Source organism: Burkholderia sp. LAS2, from assembly GCF_018417615.1.
Classification (GTDB): Bacteria; Pseudomonadota; Gammaproteobacteria; order Burkholderiales; family Burkholderiaceae; genus Burkholderia; species Burkholderia sola.
In genome coordinates this window covers 63,141-82,332 of sequence record NZ_CP071053.1, presented here as the reverse complement: position 1 = coordinate 82,332, position 19,192 = coordinate 63,141, and the positions used below count along the sequence as shown (strand labels likewise).

The 19,192-nt window shown below is 68.7% G+C and carries 19 protein-coding genes and 1 pseudogene; 10 read left to right on the top strand and 10 right to left on the bottom strand.

What is annotated here, in order from left to right; all coding sequences use genetic code 11:
- Window positions 1-3 precede the first annotated feature (3 nt).
- From JYG37_RS20790 to JYG37_RS20770, 5 genes are all read right to left on the bottom strand, one after another.
- Window positions 4-441 (bottom strand): DUF934 domain-containing protein, encoded by a 438-nt coding sequence (locus tag JYG37_RS20790; protein WP_050012721.1) that lies wholly within the window; start codon window positions 439-441, stop codon window positions 4-6.
- On the bottom strand, window positions 438-2,222 hold the full coding sequence (locus JYG37_RS20785) for a nitrite/sulfite reductase (RefSeq protein WP_050012719.1): 1,785 nt from the start codon (window positions 2,220-2,222) through the stop codon (window positions 438-440). The genes JYG37_RS20790 and JYG37_RS20785 overlap by 4 nt, the downstream gene beginning before the upstream one ends.
- 195 nt (window positions 2,223-2,417) lie before the next feature.
- The gene (locus JYG37_RS20780; RefSeq protein ID WP_050012718.1) at window positions 2,418-2,807 is read right to left on the bottom strand and encodes a hypothetical protein; all 390 of its coding nucleotides are present in this window, start codon (window positions 2,805-2,807) and stop codon (window positions 2,418-2,420) included.
- A 95-nt stretch (window positions 2,808-2,902) separates the two neighbouring features.
- Complete coding sequence (locus JYG37_RS20775; protein WP_176015742.1) at window positions 2,903-4,336, bottom strand: aminotransferase-like domain-containing protein; 1,434 nt, start codon at window positions 4,334-4,336, stop codon at window positions 2,903-2,905.
- Between the two features lie 130 nt (window positions 4,337-4,466).
- The gene (locus JYG37_RS20770) at window positions 4,467-4,712 is read right to left on the bottom strand and encodes a hypothetical protein (protein WP_050012716.1); all 246 of its coding nucleotides are present in this window, start codon (window positions 4,710-4,712) and stop codon (window positions 4,467-4,469) included.
- 137 nt (window positions 4,713-4,849) lie between these two features.
- Here JYG37_RS20770 and JYG37_RS20765 point away from each other — a divergent pair, with 137 nt between their 5' ends.
- The gene (locus tag JYG37_RS20765) at window positions 4,850-5,977 is read left to right on the top strand and encodes an extracellular solute-binding protein (RefSeq protein ID WP_050012715.1); all 1,128 of its coding nucleotides are present in this window, start codon (window positions 4,850-4,852) and stop codon (window positions 5,975-5,977) included.
- Window positions 5,974-7,746 carry a GGDEF domain-containing protein gene (locus JYG37_RS20760; protein WP_050012714.1) on the top strand — a complete coding sequence of 591 codons (1,773 nt, stop codon included), beginning with the start codon at window positions 5,974-5,976 and terminating at the stop codon, window positions 7,744-7,746. Before JYG37_RS20765 ends, JYG37_RS20760 begins: the two co-directional genes overlap by 4 nt.
- A gap of 84 nt (window positions 7,747-7,830) precedes the next feature.
- On the opposite strand, the gene JYG37_RS20755 is transcribed toward JYG37_RS20760, so the two are convergent.
- Window positions 7,831-8,130, bottom strand: a complete 300-nt coding sequence (locus JYG37_RS20755) for a DUF4148 domain-containing protein (protein WP_089489402.1) — start codon at window positions 8,128-8,130, stop codon at window positions 7,831-7,833.
- Window positions 8,131-8,405: 275 nt separating this feature from the next.
- Entirely contained in the window at window positions 8,406-8,663 is a 258-nt protein-coding gene (locus tag JYG37_RS20750) for a hypothetical protein (protein ID WP_006478949.1), read from the bottom strand.
- A 222-nt stretch (window positions 8,664-8,885) separates the two neighbouring features.
- On the opposite strand from JYG37_RS20750, the gene JYG37_RS20745 reads away from it, so the two are divergent.
- Complete coding sequence (locus JYG37_RS20745; protein WP_050012712.1) at window positions 8,886-9,782, top strand: LysR family transcriptional regulator; 897 nt, start codon at window positions 8,886-8,888, stop codon at window positions 9,780-9,782.
- Window positions 9,783-9,898: 116 nt separating this feature from the next.
- Entirely contained in the window at window positions 9,899-10,525 is a 627-nt protein-coding gene (locus tag JYG37_RS20740) for a LysE family translocator (protein WP_050012711.1), read from the top strand.
- Window positions 10,526-10,601: 76 nt separating this feature from the next.
- On the opposite strand, the gene yddG is transcribed toward JYG37_RS20740, so the two are convergent.
- The 3 genes from yddG to JYG37_RS20725 all read right to left on the bottom strand — a co-directional run bounded on the left by yddG (window position 10,602) and on the right by JYG37_RS20725 (window position 13,816).
- Window positions 10,602-11,546, bottom strand: coding sequence for an aromatic amino acid DMT transporter YddG (gene yddG, locus JYG37_RS20735; RefSeq protein ID WP_148095983.1), 945 nt, complete (start codon window positions 11,544-11,546; stop codon window positions 10,602-10,604).
- A gap of 184 nt (window positions 11,547-11,730) precedes the next feature.
- Complete coding sequence (locus JYG37_RS20730) at window positions 11,731-12,024, bottom strand: hypothetical protein (RefSeq protein WP_124630212.1); 294 nt, start codon at window positions 12,022-12,024, stop codon at window positions 11,731-11,733.
- 106 nt (window positions 12,025-12,130) lie between these two features.
- Window positions 12,131-13,816: a purple acid phosphatase family protein gene (locus JYG37_RS20725; protein WP_209928473.1), complete on the bottom strand. Its 1,686-nt coding sequence runs from the start codon at window positions 13,814-13,816 to the stop codon at window positions 12,131-12,133.
- Between the two features lie 293 nt (window positions 13,817-14,109).
- Between JYG37_RS20725 and JYG37_RS20720 the strand changes: the two genes are divergently transcribed.
- From JYG37_RS20720 to JYG37_RS20695, 6 genes and pseudogenes are all read left to right on the top strand, one after another.
- On the top strand, window positions 14,110-14,409 hold the full coding sequence (locus tag JYG37_RS20720) for a YXWGXW repeat-containing protein (protein ID WP_050012707.1): 300 nt from the start codon (window positions 14,110-14,112) through the stop codon (window positions 14,407-14,409).
- A gap of 237 nt (window positions 14,410-14,646) precedes the next feature.
- Complete coding sequence (locus JYG37_RS20715) at window positions 14,647-15,441, top strand: RNA polymerase sigma factor (RefSeq protein WP_080334195.1); 795 nt, start codon at window positions 14,647-14,649, stop codon at window positions 15,439-15,441.
- A pseudogene (locus JYG37_RS20710) lies at window positions 15,438-15,855 on the top strand (hypothetical protein). Before JYG37_RS20715 ends, JYG37_RS20710 begins: the two are co-directional and overlap by 4 nt.
- A complete protein-coding gene (locus tag JYG37_RS20705) occupies window positions 15,852-16,355 on the top strand; it encodes a periplasmic heavy metal sensor (RefSeq protein ID WP_050012705.1) in 504 nt (167 codons plus the stop codon). The pseudogene JYG37_RS20710 and the gene JYG37_RS20705 overlap by 4 nt, the downstream one beginning before the upstream one ends.
- Before the next feature lie 231 nt (window positions 16,356-16,586).
- Window positions 16,587-17,981 (top strand): DUF1800 domain-containing protein, encoded by a 1,395-nt coding sequence (locus JYG37_RS20700; protein ID WP_124630214.1) that lies wholly within the window; start codon window positions 16,587-16,589, stop codon window positions 17,979-17,981.
- A gap of 2 nt (window positions 17,982-17,983) precedes the next feature.
- Window positions 17,984-19,141, top strand: a complete 1,158-nt coding sequence (locus tag JYG37_RS20695) for a DUF1501 domain-containing protein (RefSeq protein ID WP_050012703.1) — start codon at window positions 17,984-17,986, stop codon at window positions 19,139-19,141.
- The last annotated feature ends 51 nt before the right edge of the window (window positions 19,142-19,192 follow it).

The following is a 19,192-nucleotide window of genomic DNA, read 5'->3' as shown; positions in this document are numbered from 1 at the left end:
GTTTCATTTTCCGGGCTGCGCTGCCGCGTCCTGCGGCGGCATCGTCGTTCTCGCATCGCGCTGATAGAAGCCCGGAAACCGGTCGAGCTGCCGCCGTGCGGCCGTGAGGTCGGTGTCGTCGCCGAGCACCGCGCTCGAAAACCCCGTGCGTTCCATCAGCAGCAACTGGTCGACCAGGACGTCGCCGGTTGCGCGCAGGTCGCCGGCGAAGCCGTAGCGCTTGCGCAGCAGGTAGGCCTGGCTGTATGCGCGGCCGTCGGTGAACGACGGAAACTGCAGGTCGATGCGCTCGGCCTGCGCGATGCGCGCGGCGAGCGGCGGCAGTGCCTCGTCGTTGCCGATCGTCAGCGTCGTCGCGCCGTGCTGCTCTGTATCGTCGGCATGGTCGGCCGGCGTCAGCAGCCGGATGCGTTCGTTTGCGTTCGCGATCTCGTGGTTCATACGGGTTCTTCCTGATGACGCGCGGCGTTCGCGGCGGCCTTGAACGGCTCCGTTCCGACGCGGCGCACCGTGTCGATGAATCGTTCGCAGCGGCCGTTCGCGTCGACGCGCGCGTCGAGATACGCGTTGACGATCGCGTCGACGACGTCGACGATCTCGTCCGCCGAAAACGACGGGCCGATCACCTTGCCCGGCCGCGCGGGGCCGCTTGCGATCGAGCCGTCCGACCCGCCGAGCGTGACCTGGTACCACTCCGCGCCGTCCTTGTCGACGCCGAGGATGCCGAGGTGGCCGCTGTGATGATGGCCGCACGAGTTGATGCAGCCGCTGATGTGCAGGTCGATGTCGCCGATGTCGTGCAGCAGGTCGAGATCGTCGAAGCGCTCGGCGATCGCGTCGGCGACCGGAATCGAGCGGGCGTTCGCGAGCGCGCAGAAATCGCCGCCCGGACACGCGATCATGTCGGTCAGCAGCCCGACATTCGCGCTCGCGAGCCCGATCGCGCGGGCGTTTTCCCACAGCAGGAACAGGTCGTCGACGTGTACCCACGGCAGCACGACGTTCTGCGTGTGCGTGACGCGCGCCTCGCCGGCCGAGAAGCGGTCGGCGAGATCGGCGAGCGCATCGAGCTGGTCCGGCGACGCGTCGCCGGGCGCCTGCAGGCGGCGCTTGAACGACAGCGTGACGATGCGCAGTGCCGGGTCGCGATGATCGGCGACATTGCGGGCGAGCCAGCGCGCGAACGCCGGATGACGGCTCGCCTGCGCGGACACGCGCGCGTTGGCGTCCGCGAGGTCGAGCGTGCGCGGCTTCAACCGCGGCGGGACGAACGACGCGGCGACGCGATCGAATTCGGCCTGCGGGATCGTGTGCGGGCCGCCGTCGTGGACGACGATCTGGCGGAACTCTTCCTCGACGTCGTCGATGTAGCGTTGCCCTTCGGTCTTCACGAGGATCTTGATCCGCGCCTTGTACTTGTTGTCGCGCCGCCCGTAGCGGTTGTACACGCGGACGATCGCCTCGATGTAGTTCATCACGTGCTCCCACGGCAGGAACGCGCGCAGCAGCATCGCGATCGTCGGCGTGCGGCCCATCCCGCCGCCCACGCTCACGCGAAAGCCGAGCGCGCCCGCGTCGTCGCGCACGAGCTTCAGCCCGACGTCGTGCCAGTCGGTCGCCGCGCGGTCTTCGGTCGCGCCCGTGATCGCGATCTTGAACTTGCGCGGCAGGAACGCGAATTCCGGATGCAGCGTCGTCCACTGGCGCATCACTTCGGCGAACGGGCGCGGATCGGCGATCTCGTCCGGCGCGACGCCCGCGCGTTCGTCGCACGAAATGTTGCGGATGCAATTGCCGCTCGTCTGGATGCCGTGCATGTCGACGGTCGCGAGCAGGTCCATCACGTCGGCCGCCTTCGCAAGCGGAATCCAGTTGAACTGCACGTTGGTGCGCGTCGTGAAGTGCGCGCTGCGGGTCGGCAGGCGCAACGTGCCGAGCAACGCCTGGGCGTCGCACGCGGCGCGGTAGGTGGCGTCGTCGGGTACGTCGTAGTCGCGCGCGATCCGCGCGAGCATGCGAAGCTGCGCGCTCGACAACTCGCCGTACGGCACCGCGACGCGCAGCATCGGCGCGTGGCGCTGCACGTACCAGCCGTTCTGCAGGCGCAGCGGCCGGAACGCGTCCTCGCCGAGCGTGCCTTGCTGCCAGCGTTCGAGCTGGTCGCGGAACTGGGCGGCGCGGCTGTGCACGAGCGCCCGGTCGAAATCGGTATATCGATACATGACGTGATACGCGAGAGGCGCCACGGCGAATGGCGCGCGGCGCGGGAAGGCGTTGCGACGGATGTCAGGCAACGGAAGACAGCGTAGGGAACGCGATGCGGCGCGACAAGCAGCAGATCGGAACAAAAAAGGCGCAGCAGATGGCCGGCGGGGCGCCGGCGTGGGCCGGGCATGCGCGCATGCCCGTGGCCGAGGTCATGCGTCGACGACGAGCGCCGGATCGAGCGCGCGAATGCGCTGGTCGATGAAGTAGCCGCCGCCTTCCTGGTAGCGCAGGAACAGGCGGCCGCACGCGCGACAGCGGCTGACGGCGCAGCGGTTGTACGGGAAATGGCGCGGCGCGATCGGCGCGTCGTCCGACGCGTAGCGCGTGCCGGCCGGATGATATTCCGCGTAGGTCGGCTCGGGTTCGCCCGGCGGGATGAGCGTGGCCACTTCGATCAGTTGGGTGTCCGGCAGCGACAGCGGCAGGGTCGTCCAGCCGGCGAGCGAGGTCTTCGTGCACGTGCACGGCAGCGTGACGTGCGCCGCTTCGGCCGTCAGTTTCAGCAGCGCGTCGTGATCGAGGTAAGGCAATTGGCTCATGGGCAATCGGGAAAGGGCGGCGGGACCTGCAATGTAACCCGCGTACGGATCGTCTGCATGGCCGTGACGCGGCCGGCGCAGCGCGCGTTGCGCGATCAGCCTGCCTTGCGGACCGACGGCTGCGCGACCAGTTCGCCGAGCACGCGGATCGCGCGCTCGATGTCGCGGCTCCACGGATGGCCGAAGTTCACGCGTACGCAGCGCTCGAAGCCGTGCGCGGCCGAAAACAGCGGGCCCGGTGCGAAGCTGATACCGCGTGCGATCGCCTGGCGATGCAGCTCCATCGCGTCGATCGCGTCGGGAAACGCGAGCCACAGGAAATACCCGCCGTCGGGCCGCACCCATTCGACGCCGGCCGGCAGCCAGCGCCGCAGCGCGTCGTCCATCCGGTCGAGCTGCGTGTGCAGCGCGCCGCGCAGCTTGCGCAGGTGCCGGTCGTAGCCGCCGTGCTCCAGATAGTTCGCGATGCCGGCCTGCGCGGGAATGCTGGCCGACAGCGTCGTCATCAGCTTGAGCCGCTGCACCTTCTCCGCGAACCGGCCCGCGGCGGCCCAGCCGATCCGGTAGCCGGGCGCGAGCGTTTTCGAGAACGAACTGCAGTGCATCACGAGGCCATGACGGTCGAACGCGCGGGCGGGCAGCGGATAGTCCGGGCCGAAATGCAGTTCGCCGTACACGTCGTCCTCGATCAGCGGCACGTTGCGCGCCGCGAGCAATTCGACGAGCGCGCGCTTTTTTTCGGCGGTCAGCGTGACGCCGGTCGGGTTCTGGAAATTGGTCATGAACCAGCACGCGCGGATGTCGTGCCGGTCGAGCGCGTTCGCGAGCGCATCGAGATCGAGGCCCGTGCGCGGATCGACGGGAATCTCGACCGCGCGCAGGTCGAGCCGCTCGATTGCCTGCAACGCCGCATAGAAGCCCGGTGCTTCGACGGCGACGACGTCGCCGGGGCGCGTCACCGCCATCAGGCACAGGTTCAGTGCTTCGAGCGCGCCGTTCGTGACGACGATTTCGTCGATCGGCTGCGAGATGCCGGTCGCGAGATAGCGCCGCGCGATCTGCTGGCGCAGCGCCTCGTTGCCGGGCGGCAGGTCGACGACCGTGCTCCACGGGCTCACGAGCCGCGTGGCCTGCGCGAGCGACTTCGCCAGGCGCGGCAGCGGAAACAGCTGCGGCGCCGGGAATGCGGAGCCGAGCGGCACGATGCCGGGCTGCGTGGCCGCATCGAGCACGGAGAACACGAGGCAGCTGATGTCGACCTTGCGCGTGACGCCGGCGCGGCTCGCGCGGCGTTTCGTCGTCGGGCTCGCGGCCGGCTGGGCGCCCGGCGCGACGTAGTAGCCCGAGCGTTCGCGCGCGCGGATCAGTCCCCACTGTTCGAGCAGGTAGTACGCGCGAAACACCGTCGACTGGCTGACGCCATGCTGCGCGATGATCTGCCGCAGCGACGGCAGGCGCGTGCCGACTGCAAGGTTGCCGTTGCGGATGTCGTCGGCGATCGTATGGGCGAGGGTTTCGTAGCGTTTCATCGGCGTGGGCGGAGCGCGTCGTCGCCGTGCGCGGGCCGGAGCGGCGCCGCGCCGGCGGGCGCGGCACATTGTCCGATGCGCGGCCTGAAAAGGAAAGGCGCGGGTGTGTCGGCCGCGCCGTCCCGCTGCGTCAGGCCGCGTTCGGCTCGGCAATCGGCCCGCCGCTGCCGCGCGGCGGCGGCGGCACCGGCTCGACCTTGCCGACCACGACGACGCACAGCCCGCCGGCCACCGCGAGCGGCGCCACGAACGAGCCTGTCGCGATCGACAGCATCACGTCGGTGAAGGTCGTGATGAAGATGCCCGCGAAATTGCCCGCGCAGTTCCGGATGCCGCCGCGCGATGCGACGTGCGCGGGCGTCGGCGCGACCCCCACACGGGCCCCTGTAATTGGGGGACGTTCGGCCGTGAGGCCCGCGAATATGCGCGATGTGCGGCTTGTTCCGATTGCGTGACCCTGCGTTTTATGGTCTCGTTGCGGGATATCGCATCGACTCAAAAAAGGACAGTCGGATGCAGGCGGGCGATTCACGCGGGGTCCGATTGATCAGGGGAATCGGCGCATGCGCGCGCGCCCGCGGCGCCGTGCGCATGCTGCTCGTCATATCGATGCTGGGCTGGCTCGCGCCCGCTCTGCCGGCCTTCGCCGTCTCTCCCGAAACCGTCAACGACAACGTGCTGCGCGTGCTGGCCTGGCCCGGTTACGCGGATAGCGATATCGTCAGCGCATTCGAGACGCAGTTTCATGTGCGTGTCGAAGTGACGCTGGTCGATTCCGACGAAGCGCTGTGGACGCGGATGCACAGCGCGTCGCCGCCGCCATACGACGTGCTGGCCGCGAACACGGCCGAGATCCAGCGCTATGCGCATGAACGCCTGCTCGCGCCGATCGACCTGACGCATATCCCGAACCGGCGGCGGCAATTGCCGAATTTCCAGCAGCTCGCGACGATCGGCGGCCTCGTGCAGGACGGCGCGTCCTACGCGATCCCGTTCACGTATTCGTCGATGGGACTGATCTACGACCGCAAGCAGGTGCCGGCCGCGCCGCGCTCGATGCGCGAGTTGTGGAACCCGCGCTATCGCGGCAAGGTGCTCGACTTCAACAGCGCGCAGCACAATTTCTCGTTCACGGCGCTGGCGCTCGGCTATCCCGATCCGTTCCGCCTGTCGCCCGCGCAGACGCTTGCCGTGGCCCGCAAGCTGATCGACTTGCGCCGCAACCTGCTGACGTACTACACGCTTCCCGAGGAAGCGACCGCGCTGTTCATCCAGCATCGCGCGGCGCTGATGTTCGGCAACTACGGCACGCAGCAGGTCGAGCAGTTGCGTCGCGCCGGCGCGGACGTCGGCTACGTGATCCCGGACGAAGGTGCGCTCGCGTGGCTCGATTGCTGGGCCGTCACGCGAGGCGCGCGACGGCCGGAGCTTGCCTTCGCGTGGATCAACTACATGCTCGAACCGGCGATCGGCACGCTGCTGACCGAGCGTCAGGGGCTCGCGAACACGCTCGAGCCGCGCGGCCTGGATACCGGGCGCCAGCATCTCGTGTGGCTTCAGCCCGTGGAGGACATCGCGCGCCGCGAGTCGCTGTGGAGCCGCATCGTGTCGGGCGATCGGCCGGAGCGGTTCGCAAAATGATCCGGCTCGGGCTCACGTCGAAGCTGTCGGTGCTGTTCGCGTGCATCGGCGTGATCGCGTCGGGCACGACCGGCTACTACGCGTATCGCGCCAACCGCGCGATGCTCGTGCAGGAAGCGCAGCACAGTCTGCTGATGTCGACGCAACTGCTCGGGCAGCGCTTCACGACCGCGCTCGCCGACGTTGCGGACGACGCGCTCGTGCTCGCGCAGTTGCCGTCGTCCGCGGCCGTCGCGGGCGGCGACAATGCGGACAACGCGCGACGCATGCGGCTCGAGCAGGTGTATTACAGCTTCATGAGAAATCATGCGGAATACTTGCAGATCCGCCTGATCGCAAGCGGGCATTTCGGGATCGAACGCATTCACGTGGATCGCGATGCGCGCGGCATCGTCGTGCTGCCCGAAAGCGCGTTTCAGGAGAAAGGGCAGTTCTCCTACGTATTCGATACGCTCGCGACGGCGCCCGGCCATATCTACCTGTCGCCGATCGTGATCAATCACGAGACGGGATCTCATGCGGCGCAAGGGCTGCCGATCCTGCGCGTCGGGACGCCGGTGGTCGACGCGTCGGGCCAGACGGTCGGCGCGCTCGTCGTCGATGTCGAACTTTCCCGGGTGTTCGACCGGATCGAACGCGATCTGCCGGACGACTATGCGGTCTATCTCGCGAACGAGTGGGGCGATTTTCTCGTGCATCCCGATCCGGAACAGGCGTTCGGTTTCGATCGCGGCCGGCGCGTGCTGATGCAGGACCGTTTTGCCGTCACGCGCGTGCTGTTCGACGGCGGGCGCACGAACGTGACGCTCAATGGACTCGCGCAGCCCGATCAGGCGCCGGGCCAGATGTTCGCGTTCGTGCGCACGCCGTTCGGGCACGACGAGGGCAGCCGCTTCGTCGTGCTCGGGATGGCGCGCCCGCTGGCCGACGTGCTCGCGCCGGACGGCATGCTGGGCGAACGGATCGTCAGGATGGTGCTCGTGTCGAGCGTGCTGGCGGTGATTCTCGCGATCCTGTTCGCGCGTGCGATCACGCGGCCGCTGCAGGCGCTCGCGCGCGCGGCGACGCACGTGTTCGACGATTCGGCTGCCGAACGGCTGCCGGTCGCGCGGGCCGACGAGATCGGCGTGCTCGCGCGTTGTTTCGACAGCATGCGCGTCGAGATCCGCACGCAAATGGCGATGCTGCGCGCGAAGCAGCAGGAGCTCACGCATCTCGCCGGTCACGACCCGCTGACCGGCCTGCCGAACCGCCTGCTGTTCATGGAGCATCTCGATGCGGCGATCCGGCATGCGGCCGCGGCGCGCGAGGGGCTGGCGGTGATGTTCGTCGATCTCGATCGCTTCAAGCAGATCAACGACCAGCACGGCCACTCGGCCGGCGATCGCACGCTCGTCGCGGTCGCGAAGCGGTTGAGCCAGGTGCTGCGCGGCGACGACATGGCTGCACGGCTCGGCGGCGACGAATTCATCGTGCTGATTTCGGACGTGCATTCACCGGCGGTGATCGGCGATGTCGCGACGCGCATCCAGATCGTGATGGCCGAGGAGCTGGAGTTCGACGAAGGGCGCATGGCCGTCGGCGCGAGCATCGGCGTCAGCGAGTTTCCCGCGGACGGCGCATCGGCCGAGGAGCTGCTCGTCAAGGCCGACGCGGCGATGTACGCGGCGAAGGCCTCCACGCAGTGCGTGTGCGTGCGCTATCAGGATCTGGTCCGCGGCGGCGTGCCCGACGGGACCGACCGTGCCGCATCGAGCAGCAGCGGCTGACGGCGGGGCGAAACGCGACGAGCCCGTCGCGGGACGGGCTCGTCACGGGCGCGGGCTGCACGCGCAAGGCGCGCAGCGGCACGCTTAGTGGCCGAAGTAGACCGAGTCGCGCGGGCTGTGTGCCCGGCCGACCGGTGCGCCGCCTTCGACGGTCGCGGCCGGTTGCGCACCGTAGCCGCTGTTGTCGATGCCCTGCACGCGGGCTTGCGCGGCCTCGAGGTCGGCCGGGTAGTGCGGGCTCGCCTGGCTGGGCTTGTAGCCGGCCTTTTCGAGCTGGACCAGTTCGTTGCGCACTTGGGCGCGGGTCACGGTGCTTTGCGCGAATGCGCCGAACGAGGCGGACAGGGCGACGGCGGCAACGACTGCGGAAACGAGCGATTTCATGATGACCTCCGATGTTTATTGGCTTTCCGCGTTCGACACCATGTCGTCAGCGGTTGATTACATCGTAGGCGTCGGCTCACCTAGGGTAAACCTGACTTTCAGCGAAAGATCGTTGCTTTACGGGTAATAATTCGACGCAAACGCGATCCGTCCCCATGCTGTATTGCGAGAATGGCAAGCAATCGCGGGAGAAGTGGGGGCTGGGGCCCGCGCCGGACGGTAAACGACGGGGCGAAGAGCTCACGCTGGAACCGCAGGGCGACAGCGCTGCCGGATCAGACCCCGTCGTCGTCGATTTCCTTGCGCTCGCGACGTTCCTCGTTACCGCGGCGCGCGCGCAGGCGCTGGCGCGACAGGACGGCGATTACCTGCTGGGTCGGCGCGCCGGACGGCAACTCGTTGCGGATGCGATCGGGCACCATCGGCAGGCCCGCGCGCTGTCGGCGCAGCGCCTTGGCGATCGCGCGGCGGCATTCGTCGCCGTGGCAATCCCATTCATCGCGGATTCTCTGGCAATAACGACATTGTTCCATCCGAATAGTCTAACGCGTCTTCGGGAATGGAGCAGGGCGTGGCGCCGGCCGGATGACGCGCTGGGCGGTCGACGGCCCGCGGTACAGGCGCGTCGCAGCTTTCGGAACCCGTGTGCGATCCCGCTCGCGCCCGACGTATGACCATCGAACCGGTTCAATATAATTCAACAGAACTGGCCGCCTCATGCGCGGCGTGCATATCCCCGAACGAAAGGAAATCCGATGACGCTTGCCCAGTTGCAGGCCCTGGCCGCCGTGGTCGAACTCGGCTCGCTGACGGCCGCGGCAGACCGGCTCAGCCGCAGTCAATCCGCGATCAGCCACGCGCTGACGGAGCTGGAGGACATCACGCAGGTCAAGCTGCTCTGGCGCGACCGGCAACCGGTCGTCCTGACGGCGGCCGGCGAACGCCTGTGGCCGTATGTCCAGAGCGTGGTGCGGGAAGCGCAACTGCTGCGCCAGCAGTTCAGCCTGTCGCGCGGCAAGCTCGAAGGGAAACTGGTGGTCGCATCGCTGCCCAGCGTGTCGCTGGCGTTCGTCGTGCCCGCGCTCGAGGCGTTGAAGGACATGCACCCGGGTGTATCGGCGGTGCTGCTCGAAGGGACGGACAGCGAAGTCGAAGGGTGGATCGACGACGGGACGGCCGACGTCGGCGTGGTGGCCGGCACGAAGACGTTCGCGCACCACCTGCCGCTGCTCGACGAGGATTTCGTCGCGGTCGCGGCAGACGATCTGTTCGCGAGCCGCAAGAGCGTGTCGGCCAGGCAACTGGCCGCGGCGCCGTTCATTTTCTCGAAGGCGGGGTGCGGGCCGGTGATCGCGGATTACTTCGCGCGCGGCGGCGTGCCGCTTCGGGCCGCGTTCAACGTCGTCGAGATGCGCACGATCCTGTCGATGGCGGAGGCCGGCATGGGCGTGTCGATCGTGCCGCGCATCACGCTCACGTACACGCCGTTCGGCGGCCGCGTGCTGGCGCTGTCGCCACGGCTGCATCGCTCCGTGCGACTGGCGTGGAATACCGCCGGCAATGCGGTTGCCGATGAGTTCGTGCGGCTCGTCGACGCGCAGCGTCCGAAGGCCGAAAAGACGATCCGGACGCGCGCGAAAAAGGGCAAATAGCGAGCGGCGAACGCGATGAACGGCGCTCATGGGCGACGTGCAGTTTATTCATGCTGACGATGGCCGGGATGCAATACATTGTTCCTACCTCGTCATCGATCCCGAAGGAGTGTGCCGTGCCGGCCCCGCCCATCCTGTTTGCGTTCGGACTCGTGTCGCTCGGCATGGCGCTGACGCCCGGACCGAACATGATCTATCTGGTGTCGCGCTCGATCTGCCAGGGCCGCCGCGCCGGGCTGGTCTCGCTCGGCGGTGTCGCGCTGGGATTCGTGTTCTACATGGTGTGCGCGGCAGTGGGCATCACCGCGCTGCTGATGACCGTGCCGTATGCGTACGATGCGCTGCGCGCGGCCGGCGCGCTGTATCTGGCCTACCTCGCATGGCAGGCGCTGAAGCCGGGCGGGCGCTCCGCGTTCCAGGTCCGGCAGTTGCCGCACGACAGTCGCGTCAGGCTGTTCATCATGGGCTTCGTCACGAACCTCGCGAACCCGAAGATCGCGGTGATGTATCTGTCGTTGCTGCCGCAGTTCATCGTGCGGGGGCACGGCAGCGTGCTCGCGCAATCGCTGGCGCTCGGCTGCGTGCAGATCGCGGTGAGCGTCAGCGTCAACGCGCTGATCGCGTGCGCGGCCGGTTCGATCGCGGGTTTTCTCGCGGGACGGCCGCGCTGGGCGGCGGTTCAGCGCTGGCTGATGGGCACGGTGCTGGCCGGGCTGGCCGTGCGGATCGCGCTGGAATCGTGAAGCTAGCGCGTGTCGATCAATGGTTCCGGGAATCGCCGGCAGCGATCCGGCGTTGTGTCGACGGCACCCGGCATCGTCACCCTTGGCAATTGCTCTTCGCTTCCTTGGCGATCGGCACGGGCTCGGTCGTGTCACGACGCCGTCCGCGCGTCGCGAGCCAGCACAGGATCGAGCCGCCGCACACCATCGACGCGCCTTGCCAGAATTCCGCCGACAGCGGCGCGTGCAGCAGCGTCGCGGCGAGGGCGGCGGCGAGCACCGGCGTGAAGTACGATGCGCCGACGATGACCGTCACGTTGCCGTGCATGATGCCGGTGTTCCAGGCCGCATAGCCGAAGCCGAGTGCCGACGCCGCCAGCACGAGATACGCGACCGCACGCAAACTGAACGTCATGCCGCCACCGCCTTCGATTGCGAACTTGATCCAGAGCACCGCGGCGACCAGCATGAAGAACGGCGTCACGCCGTTCTTGCCGTCGGCGATGCGCGCGGTCACCGTGCAATAGGCGGCCCAGATCAGCGCGCCGAAGAACGCCAGCCCGTAGCTCAGCGGATTGTCCGCGACATTGCGCAGCATGCCGGCCGGATCGAGCCCCTGGTCGCCGCCGAGCACCCAGCAGATGCCGAGCATCGACAGCAGGACGCCGGGCACGACCAGCAGGTTCGCGCGCTGCTTGTTGAACACGATGGCGGCGACGAGCGTGAGGCTCGGCCACAGATAGTTGACCATCGCGACTTCGATCGCTTGTCGAGCGTTGCTCGCATAGCCGATCGACAACGACAGGCACACCTCGTACGACACGAACAGCAGCCCGCCCCACAGCAGATAGTTTTTCGGGAACCGGCTCAGGTCGGGGAAGCCGATCGAAAACAGCAGAAGCACGGACGCCACCGTATAGATCATCGCCGCGCCGCCGGTCGCGCCGAGGTTTTCGCTGACCCCGCGCACGAGCGCGACCACCGACGCCCATAACAGCACCGCGCCGAGCCCGGCGAGCGTTGCGTTGTTCTTGCGTTTGATGTTTGCTGCCTGTTTCAACATGCTGATTCGATTTCGGATGATTCGGGTCGGCTCGCGCATGCCGTCATCGCGAGCAGCGATACAAAACGGAGATTTCGCCGGAAGCGCACATTTTACGGGGGCGCAGCCGTCGCGGCGATTCAGCCGGACCGGCGTGTCCGGTCGATTCGGTCGTGCGAGCCGATCACGCGTCGTCGATACGCCACGGTGCACCGATTTCCGACAGCGCACGTCCGATCGAATCGAGCATCGCGTTTCGCGTCGGGCCCAGCGTCGTGACAAGGAGGAAACCGGCTGCTTCGATCGACAGATCGATGAGCGGCCAGCCGTTGGCCGCATCGCGAATTTCAAGTCGTCGTTCGTGTGGATCGACGTCGATGTCGACGTCGACGTCGCCATGCGCTTGTCGCAGCACATTGGCGATGGCGTCGAATGCGTCGGCCGAAGGGGGCGTGTGAATGCGGTATTCGAAACTCATCTGCGTGGACCGGTGTGCGAGGCGGGCAGTCTAACCCGCGCCGTGCCTCCCGTCCGTCGACTGTAACGCATCGGGCGCCCACCGCAGCGGGCGCCCGATGCGTCGATCACCGCTCGCGCCGCTTCTTGCTCAGCTCGATCGTCTCGAACAGCTCGTATTGTGCGGTCGGGTGCTGGTCGGCGCCCGGCGCGTGGTAGTAGCGCATCGTGATCGTCGTGTGGCCGCCCGGCTTGCCCGGATCGTGATCGAACACCGCGATCCCGTAGCCGGTGCCCGTATCGCGGCGTGCGGACCAGATCGCATCCTCGAGCGCATCGGCCGGCTGGCGCACGAACGTGTTCGGCGCGGTGCCCGGCACCGGCCGGTTCGGCTTCGTGAATACCTTCGCCTGCGCAAAGCCGGTCGACGGGTTTTCGCCGTACACGTCGAGCGGCGCGCTGGTGCCGCCGCCGCCGAGGATCAGGTGGATCGTGCCGTGGCTCGTGTCGAACTTCGTGCGGTCGGGATCGTTCGAGCCGACCGGGCGCGGCTGCAGCGTCTCGACCACTTCGCCGGTCTTCGCGTCGACGCCCGCGCGGTGATTGCAGCCGCGCACCGGGTAGCTGCGCTCGTAGTCGTGATCGTGGCCGCACAGCACGAGATCGACGCCGTAACGGTCGAACAGTGGCAGCCACGCTTCGCGAATGCCCTTGTCGGACCCGTTGCCCGTCTTCGACGAACTGAGCGCGTCCTGGTGCATCTGCACGACGATCCAGTCGATGTCGTCGTCATGCGCGGCATGGCGCAGCGTGCGTTCGAGCCAGCGCGTCTGCTCGCCGTTGCTGTAGCCGCGCACGTAGAACGACGTGCCGGGCTCGATCGGCGGTCGGCCGGTGCTCGCGGCCGGCACGAGCGGCGCGGGGCCGCCGACGAACGCGGCGGCATCCTGGTACACGACGTCGTCTGCGTCGAGCGACACGAACAGCACGGAGCTCACGCGGAAGCTGTACCAGCGGCCCGGAAAGTGCGTGCCGTTTTCCGGCAGCGTATAGCGCGCGAGGTACGAGTCGAGCCCTTGCGGTCCATTGTTGAACTCGATCTCGTGATTGCCGGGGCAAGGCATCCACGGGCGATTCGCGGCCGACGTCTGGTTGTTGTTGCCGAAATCGCGCCACACGTCGGGCTGGTGCGCCGGGTTCAGGTTCGCGTAGCAGAGGTCGCCGTTCAGCAGGTGAAACAGCGGCTGGAACTGCTCGACGGCCTGCACCGCGAAGCGGCTCTGCGGCGACGACAGGACCCACGCACCGTTCGGCGTCGCGAGATCGCCGTAGCTCGTGAAACGGAACGGCGCCCGGCCGCGCGGCGCGGTCGAAAAATTCGCGGAGAACGGCTGTGCGGCGTTGCTGTCGTTGTCGGCCGTGATTTCGTAGCGGTAGCGTGTGTCGGGCTTCAGCCCGTGCACGCGCGCGTGATACGCAAACACGGTCTCGCCGTTCAGGCCGTCGGTGTACAGGCGCTGGACGCCGTGCACGGTGCGCGGCGGCTCGCCGTCGGCGACGATGCGCGCGCGCGGATTGACGGCCGCGGCGAGCGATGCCCACGAGATCACGACTTCGGACGTCGGGTCGTTGCCCCACGTCAGGTGAACCTGTTCGGGCGTGCCGTCCGGATTCGACGCGGCAGCGCGGGCGGCCGCGAGCCCGCCGGCGGCGGTGGCGAGGCCGGAGACGCCCGCGAGTTTCAGGAAGCCGCGACGCGACACGGAAGCGGCCGGCTCGTTCGGCTGATCAGGGGAGGTGTCCTGGTTCGACATGGTCGGTGTGTTCGTTGATGGGACGCGAGAGGGGAGCCGCACGGCCATGCGCGAGCGCGGCCGGGGCGTGGGCCGGAAACGAGCGGGATCCCGGTCGCATGCATTGTCGAAGGGCAGTTTTGCCGCGTTGTGACAGTTCGCAACCCGGCGTGTGCGCTGGCCGATACATAGGGCCCCGCGCCGCGCGGCCTCCGTGAAAATTATTCGCCGATGTCGCGACGGATTTCTCCCGCCTGCTCCGTTTAACGCATGAACGACCGCTTCCGGTCAATGCCATTACTTCGGAGTCTTTCATGAAACTTTCTGTTCCATTGCGATGGGCTGCCGGCTGCATGGCTGCGTTCGCGACGTCCGCCGTATTCGCGCAGGCCGTCATCGTCGCGCCTTTTGCGCCGCCGCCGCCGCGCGTCGAAGTGATGCCGGCGCCCCGGGCGGGCTACGTCTGGGACCAAGGGCACTGGCACTGGCGGCAGGGCCGTTACGTGTGGATTCCGGGCCACTGGCAGATCGTGCGGGTCGGTTACCACTGGGTGCCCGGGCATTGGGCGGCGCGCGGCCCGGCCTGGCGCTGGGTGCCGGGCCACTGGGCCTGACGGGCCCTGACGTGCACGCCGCCGCGCGTCGAAGCGATGCGCGCGCGGCGGATTCTTCATGCAACCTCATGAGTCGAAGCGATGCTTTTTCGAACCATCGTGATACTGGCGGCCGCGGCCCTCGTGCTGGCCGGCTGCGTCGTGGTGCCGGCCCGTCCGGTGTATTACCGGCCCGCGCCGGTCGTCGTATATTGAGCGCGCCGGCCGACGGTCGCGCGGCCGGCAGACAGGATCGACATGCGGCGCGAACCGGATGTCGATGAAACCGGCACGGCCGATGCCGTGTGCGACGCCTGGCGCGACGCGCGCGGAGATCCCGAACCATCGGAACCGTCGGCATGGCGCCGTCCGGCGATGGCCCGACGCATGCAAGGAGAGCACGACGATGAGCTTCAGCCGGGCGGCGGGTCCTTCTGCCGTGACAATGCGGCGCCCGCGCGCCGCGCAACGGAGCAGGCGGCGTTGAACGATCGCGGCGACCGCGATCCGGACGCGGAACTCGTCGCGCGCGTCGGCGCACGCGATGCATCGGCGGTGCGCGTGCTTGTCGCACGCAAGCTGCCGCGGCTGCTCGCATTGGCGACGCGCATGCTCGGCGACCGGAACGAAGCCGAGGACGTCGCGCAGGAGACGTTCTTGCGAATCTGGAACCAGGCGCCGCGCTGGCGTGAAGGCGAAGCCCGCTTCGACACGTGGCTGCATCGCGTCGTGCTGAACCTGTGCTACGACCGGTTGCGCAGCCGGCGCGAGGAGCCCGGCGACACGCTGCCCGACGTGCCCGACACGCAGCCGGAGCCGGCCGTGCATGCGGAACTGCGTTCGCGCGACGCGCGCGTGCGGCAGGCGCTGGCCGCGTTGCCGCCGAGGCAGCGGGAAGCGCTGGTGCTCCAGTACTATCAGGAAATGTCGAATGGGGAAGCGGCCAACCTGATGGGCATCACCGTCGATGCGCTGGAAAGCCTGCTCGCCCGTGCGCGGCGCAACCTGCGCGCGCAACTGGCCGGCGACCCACCTAGCGAGGACAAGCGATGACACCCGAACGATTTCGTACCATCGTCGCCGCGTATGGCTCGGACGCGCGGCGCTGGCCGCAAGCCGAACGCGCGGCGGCCGAAGCGTGGGCGCACGCGCATCCGCGCGACGCACTGAACGCGCTCGACGAGGCCGCCGAGCTCGACGCGTGGCTGATGCAGGATACGGTGGCGCCGCCCGCGCCGGCGCTGGTCGAACGTATCGTCGCGACGGCGCCGCCGCCGCAACGCGCGCCGCCGCGGCCGCGTGTGGTGGTCGGGCGCCGCGTTCGCAGGCGTCGGGCTGGCCGGCGCGCTGGCCGGTGCGGTGGCCGTGTCGATGCTGATGCTCGGCAGCGCGCCGATCGCGCAACACGAACCGGGCTACCTGACGACGACGTTCGGCGGCCCGAGCATCGACGGAGCCGACGAATGACCGAACGCGGCTGGAAATTCACCCTCATCGGCTCGGTCGTGCTGAACGTGTTCATGCTCGGTGCGATCGGCGGCGGCGCGTATCAGTGGTTCTCGACCCATCGCGACCTGCACGCGGCCGGCACGCCCGCATCGCGCACCGCGTTGCGTTTCGCCGCGGATGAATTGCCCGATGCGCGGCAGCGCGAGTTCGCCGCCGCGCTGAAGGCGGCGCGCAAGAGCGGCCGCGATTTCGCGCGGGAAGGGCGCGACGGCCGGATCACCGTGCTCGACCTGCTCGCGGCGCCGCAACTCGATCGGGCGGCGATCGATGCGGCGCTCGACCGCACGCGCGCGGCCGACACCGCGATGCGGGCGCAGATCGAGCGCAGCGTCGTCGATTTCGCGGCGACGCTGACGCCCGACGAGCGCGTGAAGTTCGTCGACGGCTTGCAGCACAGCGGAAACTGGCGTCTGCCGCCGAGGCTGCAGAAGAAGCCGGACGCATCGGCGAGCGAGTAAGCCGAATAAACACCGCGCGCGCGGGCGGCATGCAATCTGCGTGTTGCTCGCGCGTCATGCGTGTGCCGCTTCCGATGAATCGCGCGGTCGTTATCCATCGACGACGCACGCCGCCGCGCTGCGAGACTTTCGCCCGGCGTTTCCCCGATCACAAAAAATATTTCCCTTCCCGCGACGGATTTCTTGGTGTGCTTGCGTTGAACGTGAGTATGCACCGCAAGAGAGCCCGTCATGGACCACCCGAACGACGCCACACCGGCCGCGATCGCGCTGAACCGCTTCGGTCTCGGCGCGCGCGCCGACGAAGCCCCGCCCGCCGACCCGAAGGCCGCATTGCTCGCCCAGTTCGACCGCTACGACGCAGGGCCCGCCCCATGGGCGAGCGAGCCGGACGCGATCATGCTCGCCACGCGCTTCGCGAACACCCGCAACGCGATGACGAGCGACGACCCGGCCGCCAAGCGCGCAACCGAGCAATCGATTCGCCGCGACGGCTACGACGCGTATCGCAGCGCCGTCGCCGCGCGCATGAACAGCGCGCTGACTACGTCCGCGCCTTTTGTCGAGCGTCTCGTGCATTTCTGGGCGAACCATTTCGCGGTATCGGTCGACAAGGGGCAGGTGGCCGCGTACGCGGGCGCGTTCGAGCGCGACGCGATCCGCCCGCACGTGCTCGGCCGTTTCGAGGACATGCTCGTCGCCGTCGAGCAGCATCCCGCGATGCAGGTGTTCCTCGATCAGGCGCGCTCGGTCGGCCCCGACAGCCCGGCCGCGCTGCGCGCGCAGGCACGCAATCCGTCGGCGAAGCGCGGGCTCAACGAAAACCTCGCCCGCGAGATCATGGAACTGCATACGCTCGGCGTGCGCACCGGTTACACGCAAGCCGACGTGACGGAATTCGCGCGTGCGCTGACCGGCTGGAGCATCGCCGGCGGCCGCGGGCCGCAACCGGGCGATGCGGCGCCCGGCGCATTCGTGTTTCGCGCGAATCTGCACGAACCGGGTTCACGCACGGTGATGGGCCGCACCTACGATCAACCGGGCGAAGCGCAGGGGCGCGCGGTCCTGCACGACCTCGCGCGATCGGAGGCGACGGGCCGGCACATCGCGTTCCAGCTCGCCCGTCATTTCGTCGCCGACACGCCGCCGCCCGCGCTGACCGACCGGCTCGCGCGCGCATTCGACGCGAGCGGCGGCGACCTGCCGACCGTCTATCGCGCGCTGGTCGACGCGCCCGACGCGTGGTCGCCGGTCAACCGCAAGTTCAAGACGCCGTGGGAATGGGCCGTATCGACGCTGCGCGGGCTCGGCTGGCGCGACACCGCTGATCTCAAGGCCGCGCCGCTGCTCGCGCAGCTCGGCCAGCCGGTGTGGCGCCCGGGCTCGCCGGCCGGCTACGACGACGTCGCCGCGAGCTGGGCGGCGCCCGACGCGCTCGTGCGCCGCGTCGAGATCGCGCAGCGTCTGGCCGCGCGTACGGGCGACCGGCTCGATCCGCGCACGCTGGGCAACACGCTGCTCGCCGGTTCGATGAGCGCGCCGACCGCGACCGCGGTCGCGCGCGCCGAAAGCGCGACGACCTCGCTCGCGCTGCTGCTCGTGTCGCCCGATTTCCAACGGAGATGACCATGACACTGTCCCGCCGACAATTCCTCCGCGTGGCCGCCGCCGGCGCGGGCGCGATCCTCGTCGCGCCGCGGATCGTGTTCGCGAACGTCGAGACCGACCGGCGCTTCGTGTTCGTGATCCAGCGCGGCGCAGCCGACGGCCTGAACATCGTCGTCCCGTATGCGGAGCCCGCGTATGCGTCGCTGCGCGGCCCGCTCGCGATCGACGCGGCGGCCGCGACGCGACTCGACGGCACGTTCGCGCTGCATCCGTCGCTCGCGCGGACCGCGCAGTTGTACCGAGACGGGCAGGCGCTGTTCGTCCATGCGATTGCGTCGCCGTATCGCGACCGCTCGCATTTCGACGGCCAGAACGTGCTCGAAACGGGCGGCCGCGCACCGTACCAGGTGAAGGACGGCTGGCTGAACCGGCTCGCCGCGCTGCTGCCGGCGACGCGCGACAACGCGATCGCATTCGCGCCCACCGTGCCGCTCGCGCTGCGCGGCACGGTGCAGGCCGCGTCGTATGCGCCGTCCGGTTTGCCGGCCGCGCCGGACGATCTGCTCACCCGCGTGTCGGCGCTCTACGAAGCCGACGCGCAGCTCGGCCCGTTGTGGCAATCCGCGATGGAAGCACGCGGCCTCGCCGGCGACGCGCATGCACGGCAGGACCCGGCCGGCGTCGGCAAGCTCGCCGCGACGTTTCTCGCGCGCGACGACGGGCCGCGGATCGCGATGATCGAGACGGGCGGCTGGGATACCCATAGCGCGCAGAACGCGCGGCTCGCGAATCAGTTGAAGGCGCTCGACACGATGCTCGCCGCGCTGCGCGACGGCCTTGGACCTGCGTGGCAGCAGACCACGGTGCTGGTCGCGACCGAGTTCGGCCGCACGGCCGCGGTGAACGGCACGGGGGGCACCGACCACGGGCAGGCGTCGGTCGCGATGCTCGCGGGCGGCGCGGTTGCCGGCGGGCGCGTGATCGCGGACTGGCCGGGGCTGCGGCCGGGCGACCTGTACGAAGGGCGTGACCTGAAGCCGACCGCGTCGCTCGACGCGCTGATCGCGGGCGCGGCCGCCGACAGCCTGCGGCTCGATCCGCGCCGCACCGCGTCCGCGTTATTTGCGGAAAGCGGCGCGACACGGCCGATGAGCGGCCTGATTCGTGGGGTCGCGTAACGTGGCGCATGCCGCGCGCGGCCCGATCAACCTATTACCCAACAGGGAGAA

Excerpts from the sequence above, each read along its gene's own strand:
- JYG37_RS20725 (WP_209928473.1), bottom strand. The coding sequence starts at position 13,816 with ATGTCGAACCAGGACACCTCCCCTGATCAGCCGAACGAGCCGGCCGCT.
- JYG37_RS20785 (WP_050012719.1), bottom strand. The coding sequence starts at position 2,222 with ATGTATCGATATACCGATTTCGACCGGGCGCTCGTGCACAGCCGCGCC.
- JYG37_RS20720 (WP_050012707.1), top strand. The coding sequence starts at position 14,110 with ATGAAACTTTCTGTTCCATTGCGATGGGCTGCCGGCTGCATGGCTGCG.
- JYG37_RS20715 (WP_080334195.1), top strand. The coding sequence starts at position 14,647 with ATGCGGCGCGAACCGGATGTCGATGAAACCGGCACGGCCGATGCCGTG.
- JYG37_RS20755 (WP_089489402.1), bottom strand. The coding sequence starts at position 8,130 with ATGAAATCGCTCGTTTCCGCAGTCGTTGCCGCCGTCGCCCTGTCCGCC.
- JYG37_RS20750 (WP_006478949.1), bottom strand. The coding sequence starts at position 8,663 with ATGGAACAATGTCGTTATTGCCAGAGAATCCGCGATGAATGGGATTGC.
- JYG37_RS20760 (WP_050012714.1), top strand. The coding sequence starts at position 5,974 with ATGATCCGGCTCGGGCTCACGTCGAAGCTGTCGGTGCTGTTCGCGTGC.
- JYG37_RS20730 (WP_124630212.1), bottom strand. The coding sequence starts at position 12,024 with ATGAGTTTCGAATACCGCATTCACACGCCCCCTTCGGCCGACGCATTC.
- JYG37_RS20790 (WP_050012721.1), bottom strand. The coding sequence starts at position 441 with ATGAACCACGAGATCGCGAACGCAAACGAACGCATCCGGCTGCTGACG.
- JYG37_RS20775 (WP_176015742.1), bottom strand. The coding sequence starts at position 4,336 with ATGAAACGCTACGAAACCCTCGCCCATACGATCGCCGACGACATCCGC.
- JYG37_RS20705 (WP_050012705.1), top strand. The coding sequence starts at position 15,852 with ATGACCGAACGCGGCTGGAAATTCACCCTCATCGGCTCGGTCGTGCTG.
- JYG37_RS20780 (WP_050012718.1), bottom strand. The coding sequence starts at position 2,807 with ATGAGCCAATTGCCTTACCTCGATCACGACGCGCTGCTGAAACTGACG.
- JYG37_RS20695 (WP_050012703.1), top strand. The coding sequence starts at position 17,984 with ATGACACTGTCCCGCCGACAATTCCTCCGCGTGGCCGCCGCCGGCGCG.
- JYG37_RS20700 (WP_124630214.1), top strand. The coding sequence starts at position 16,587 with ATGGACCACCCGAACGACGCCACACCGGCCGCGATCGCGCTGAACCGC.
- JYG37_RS20745 (WP_050012712.1), top strand. The coding sequence starts at position 8,886 with ATGACGCTTGCCCAGTTGCAGGCCCTGGCCGCCGTGGTCGAACTCGGC.
- JYG37_RS20765 (WP_050012715.1), top strand. The coding sequence starts at position 4,850 with ATGCAGGCGGGCGATTCACGCGGGGTCCGATTGATCAGGGGAATCGGC.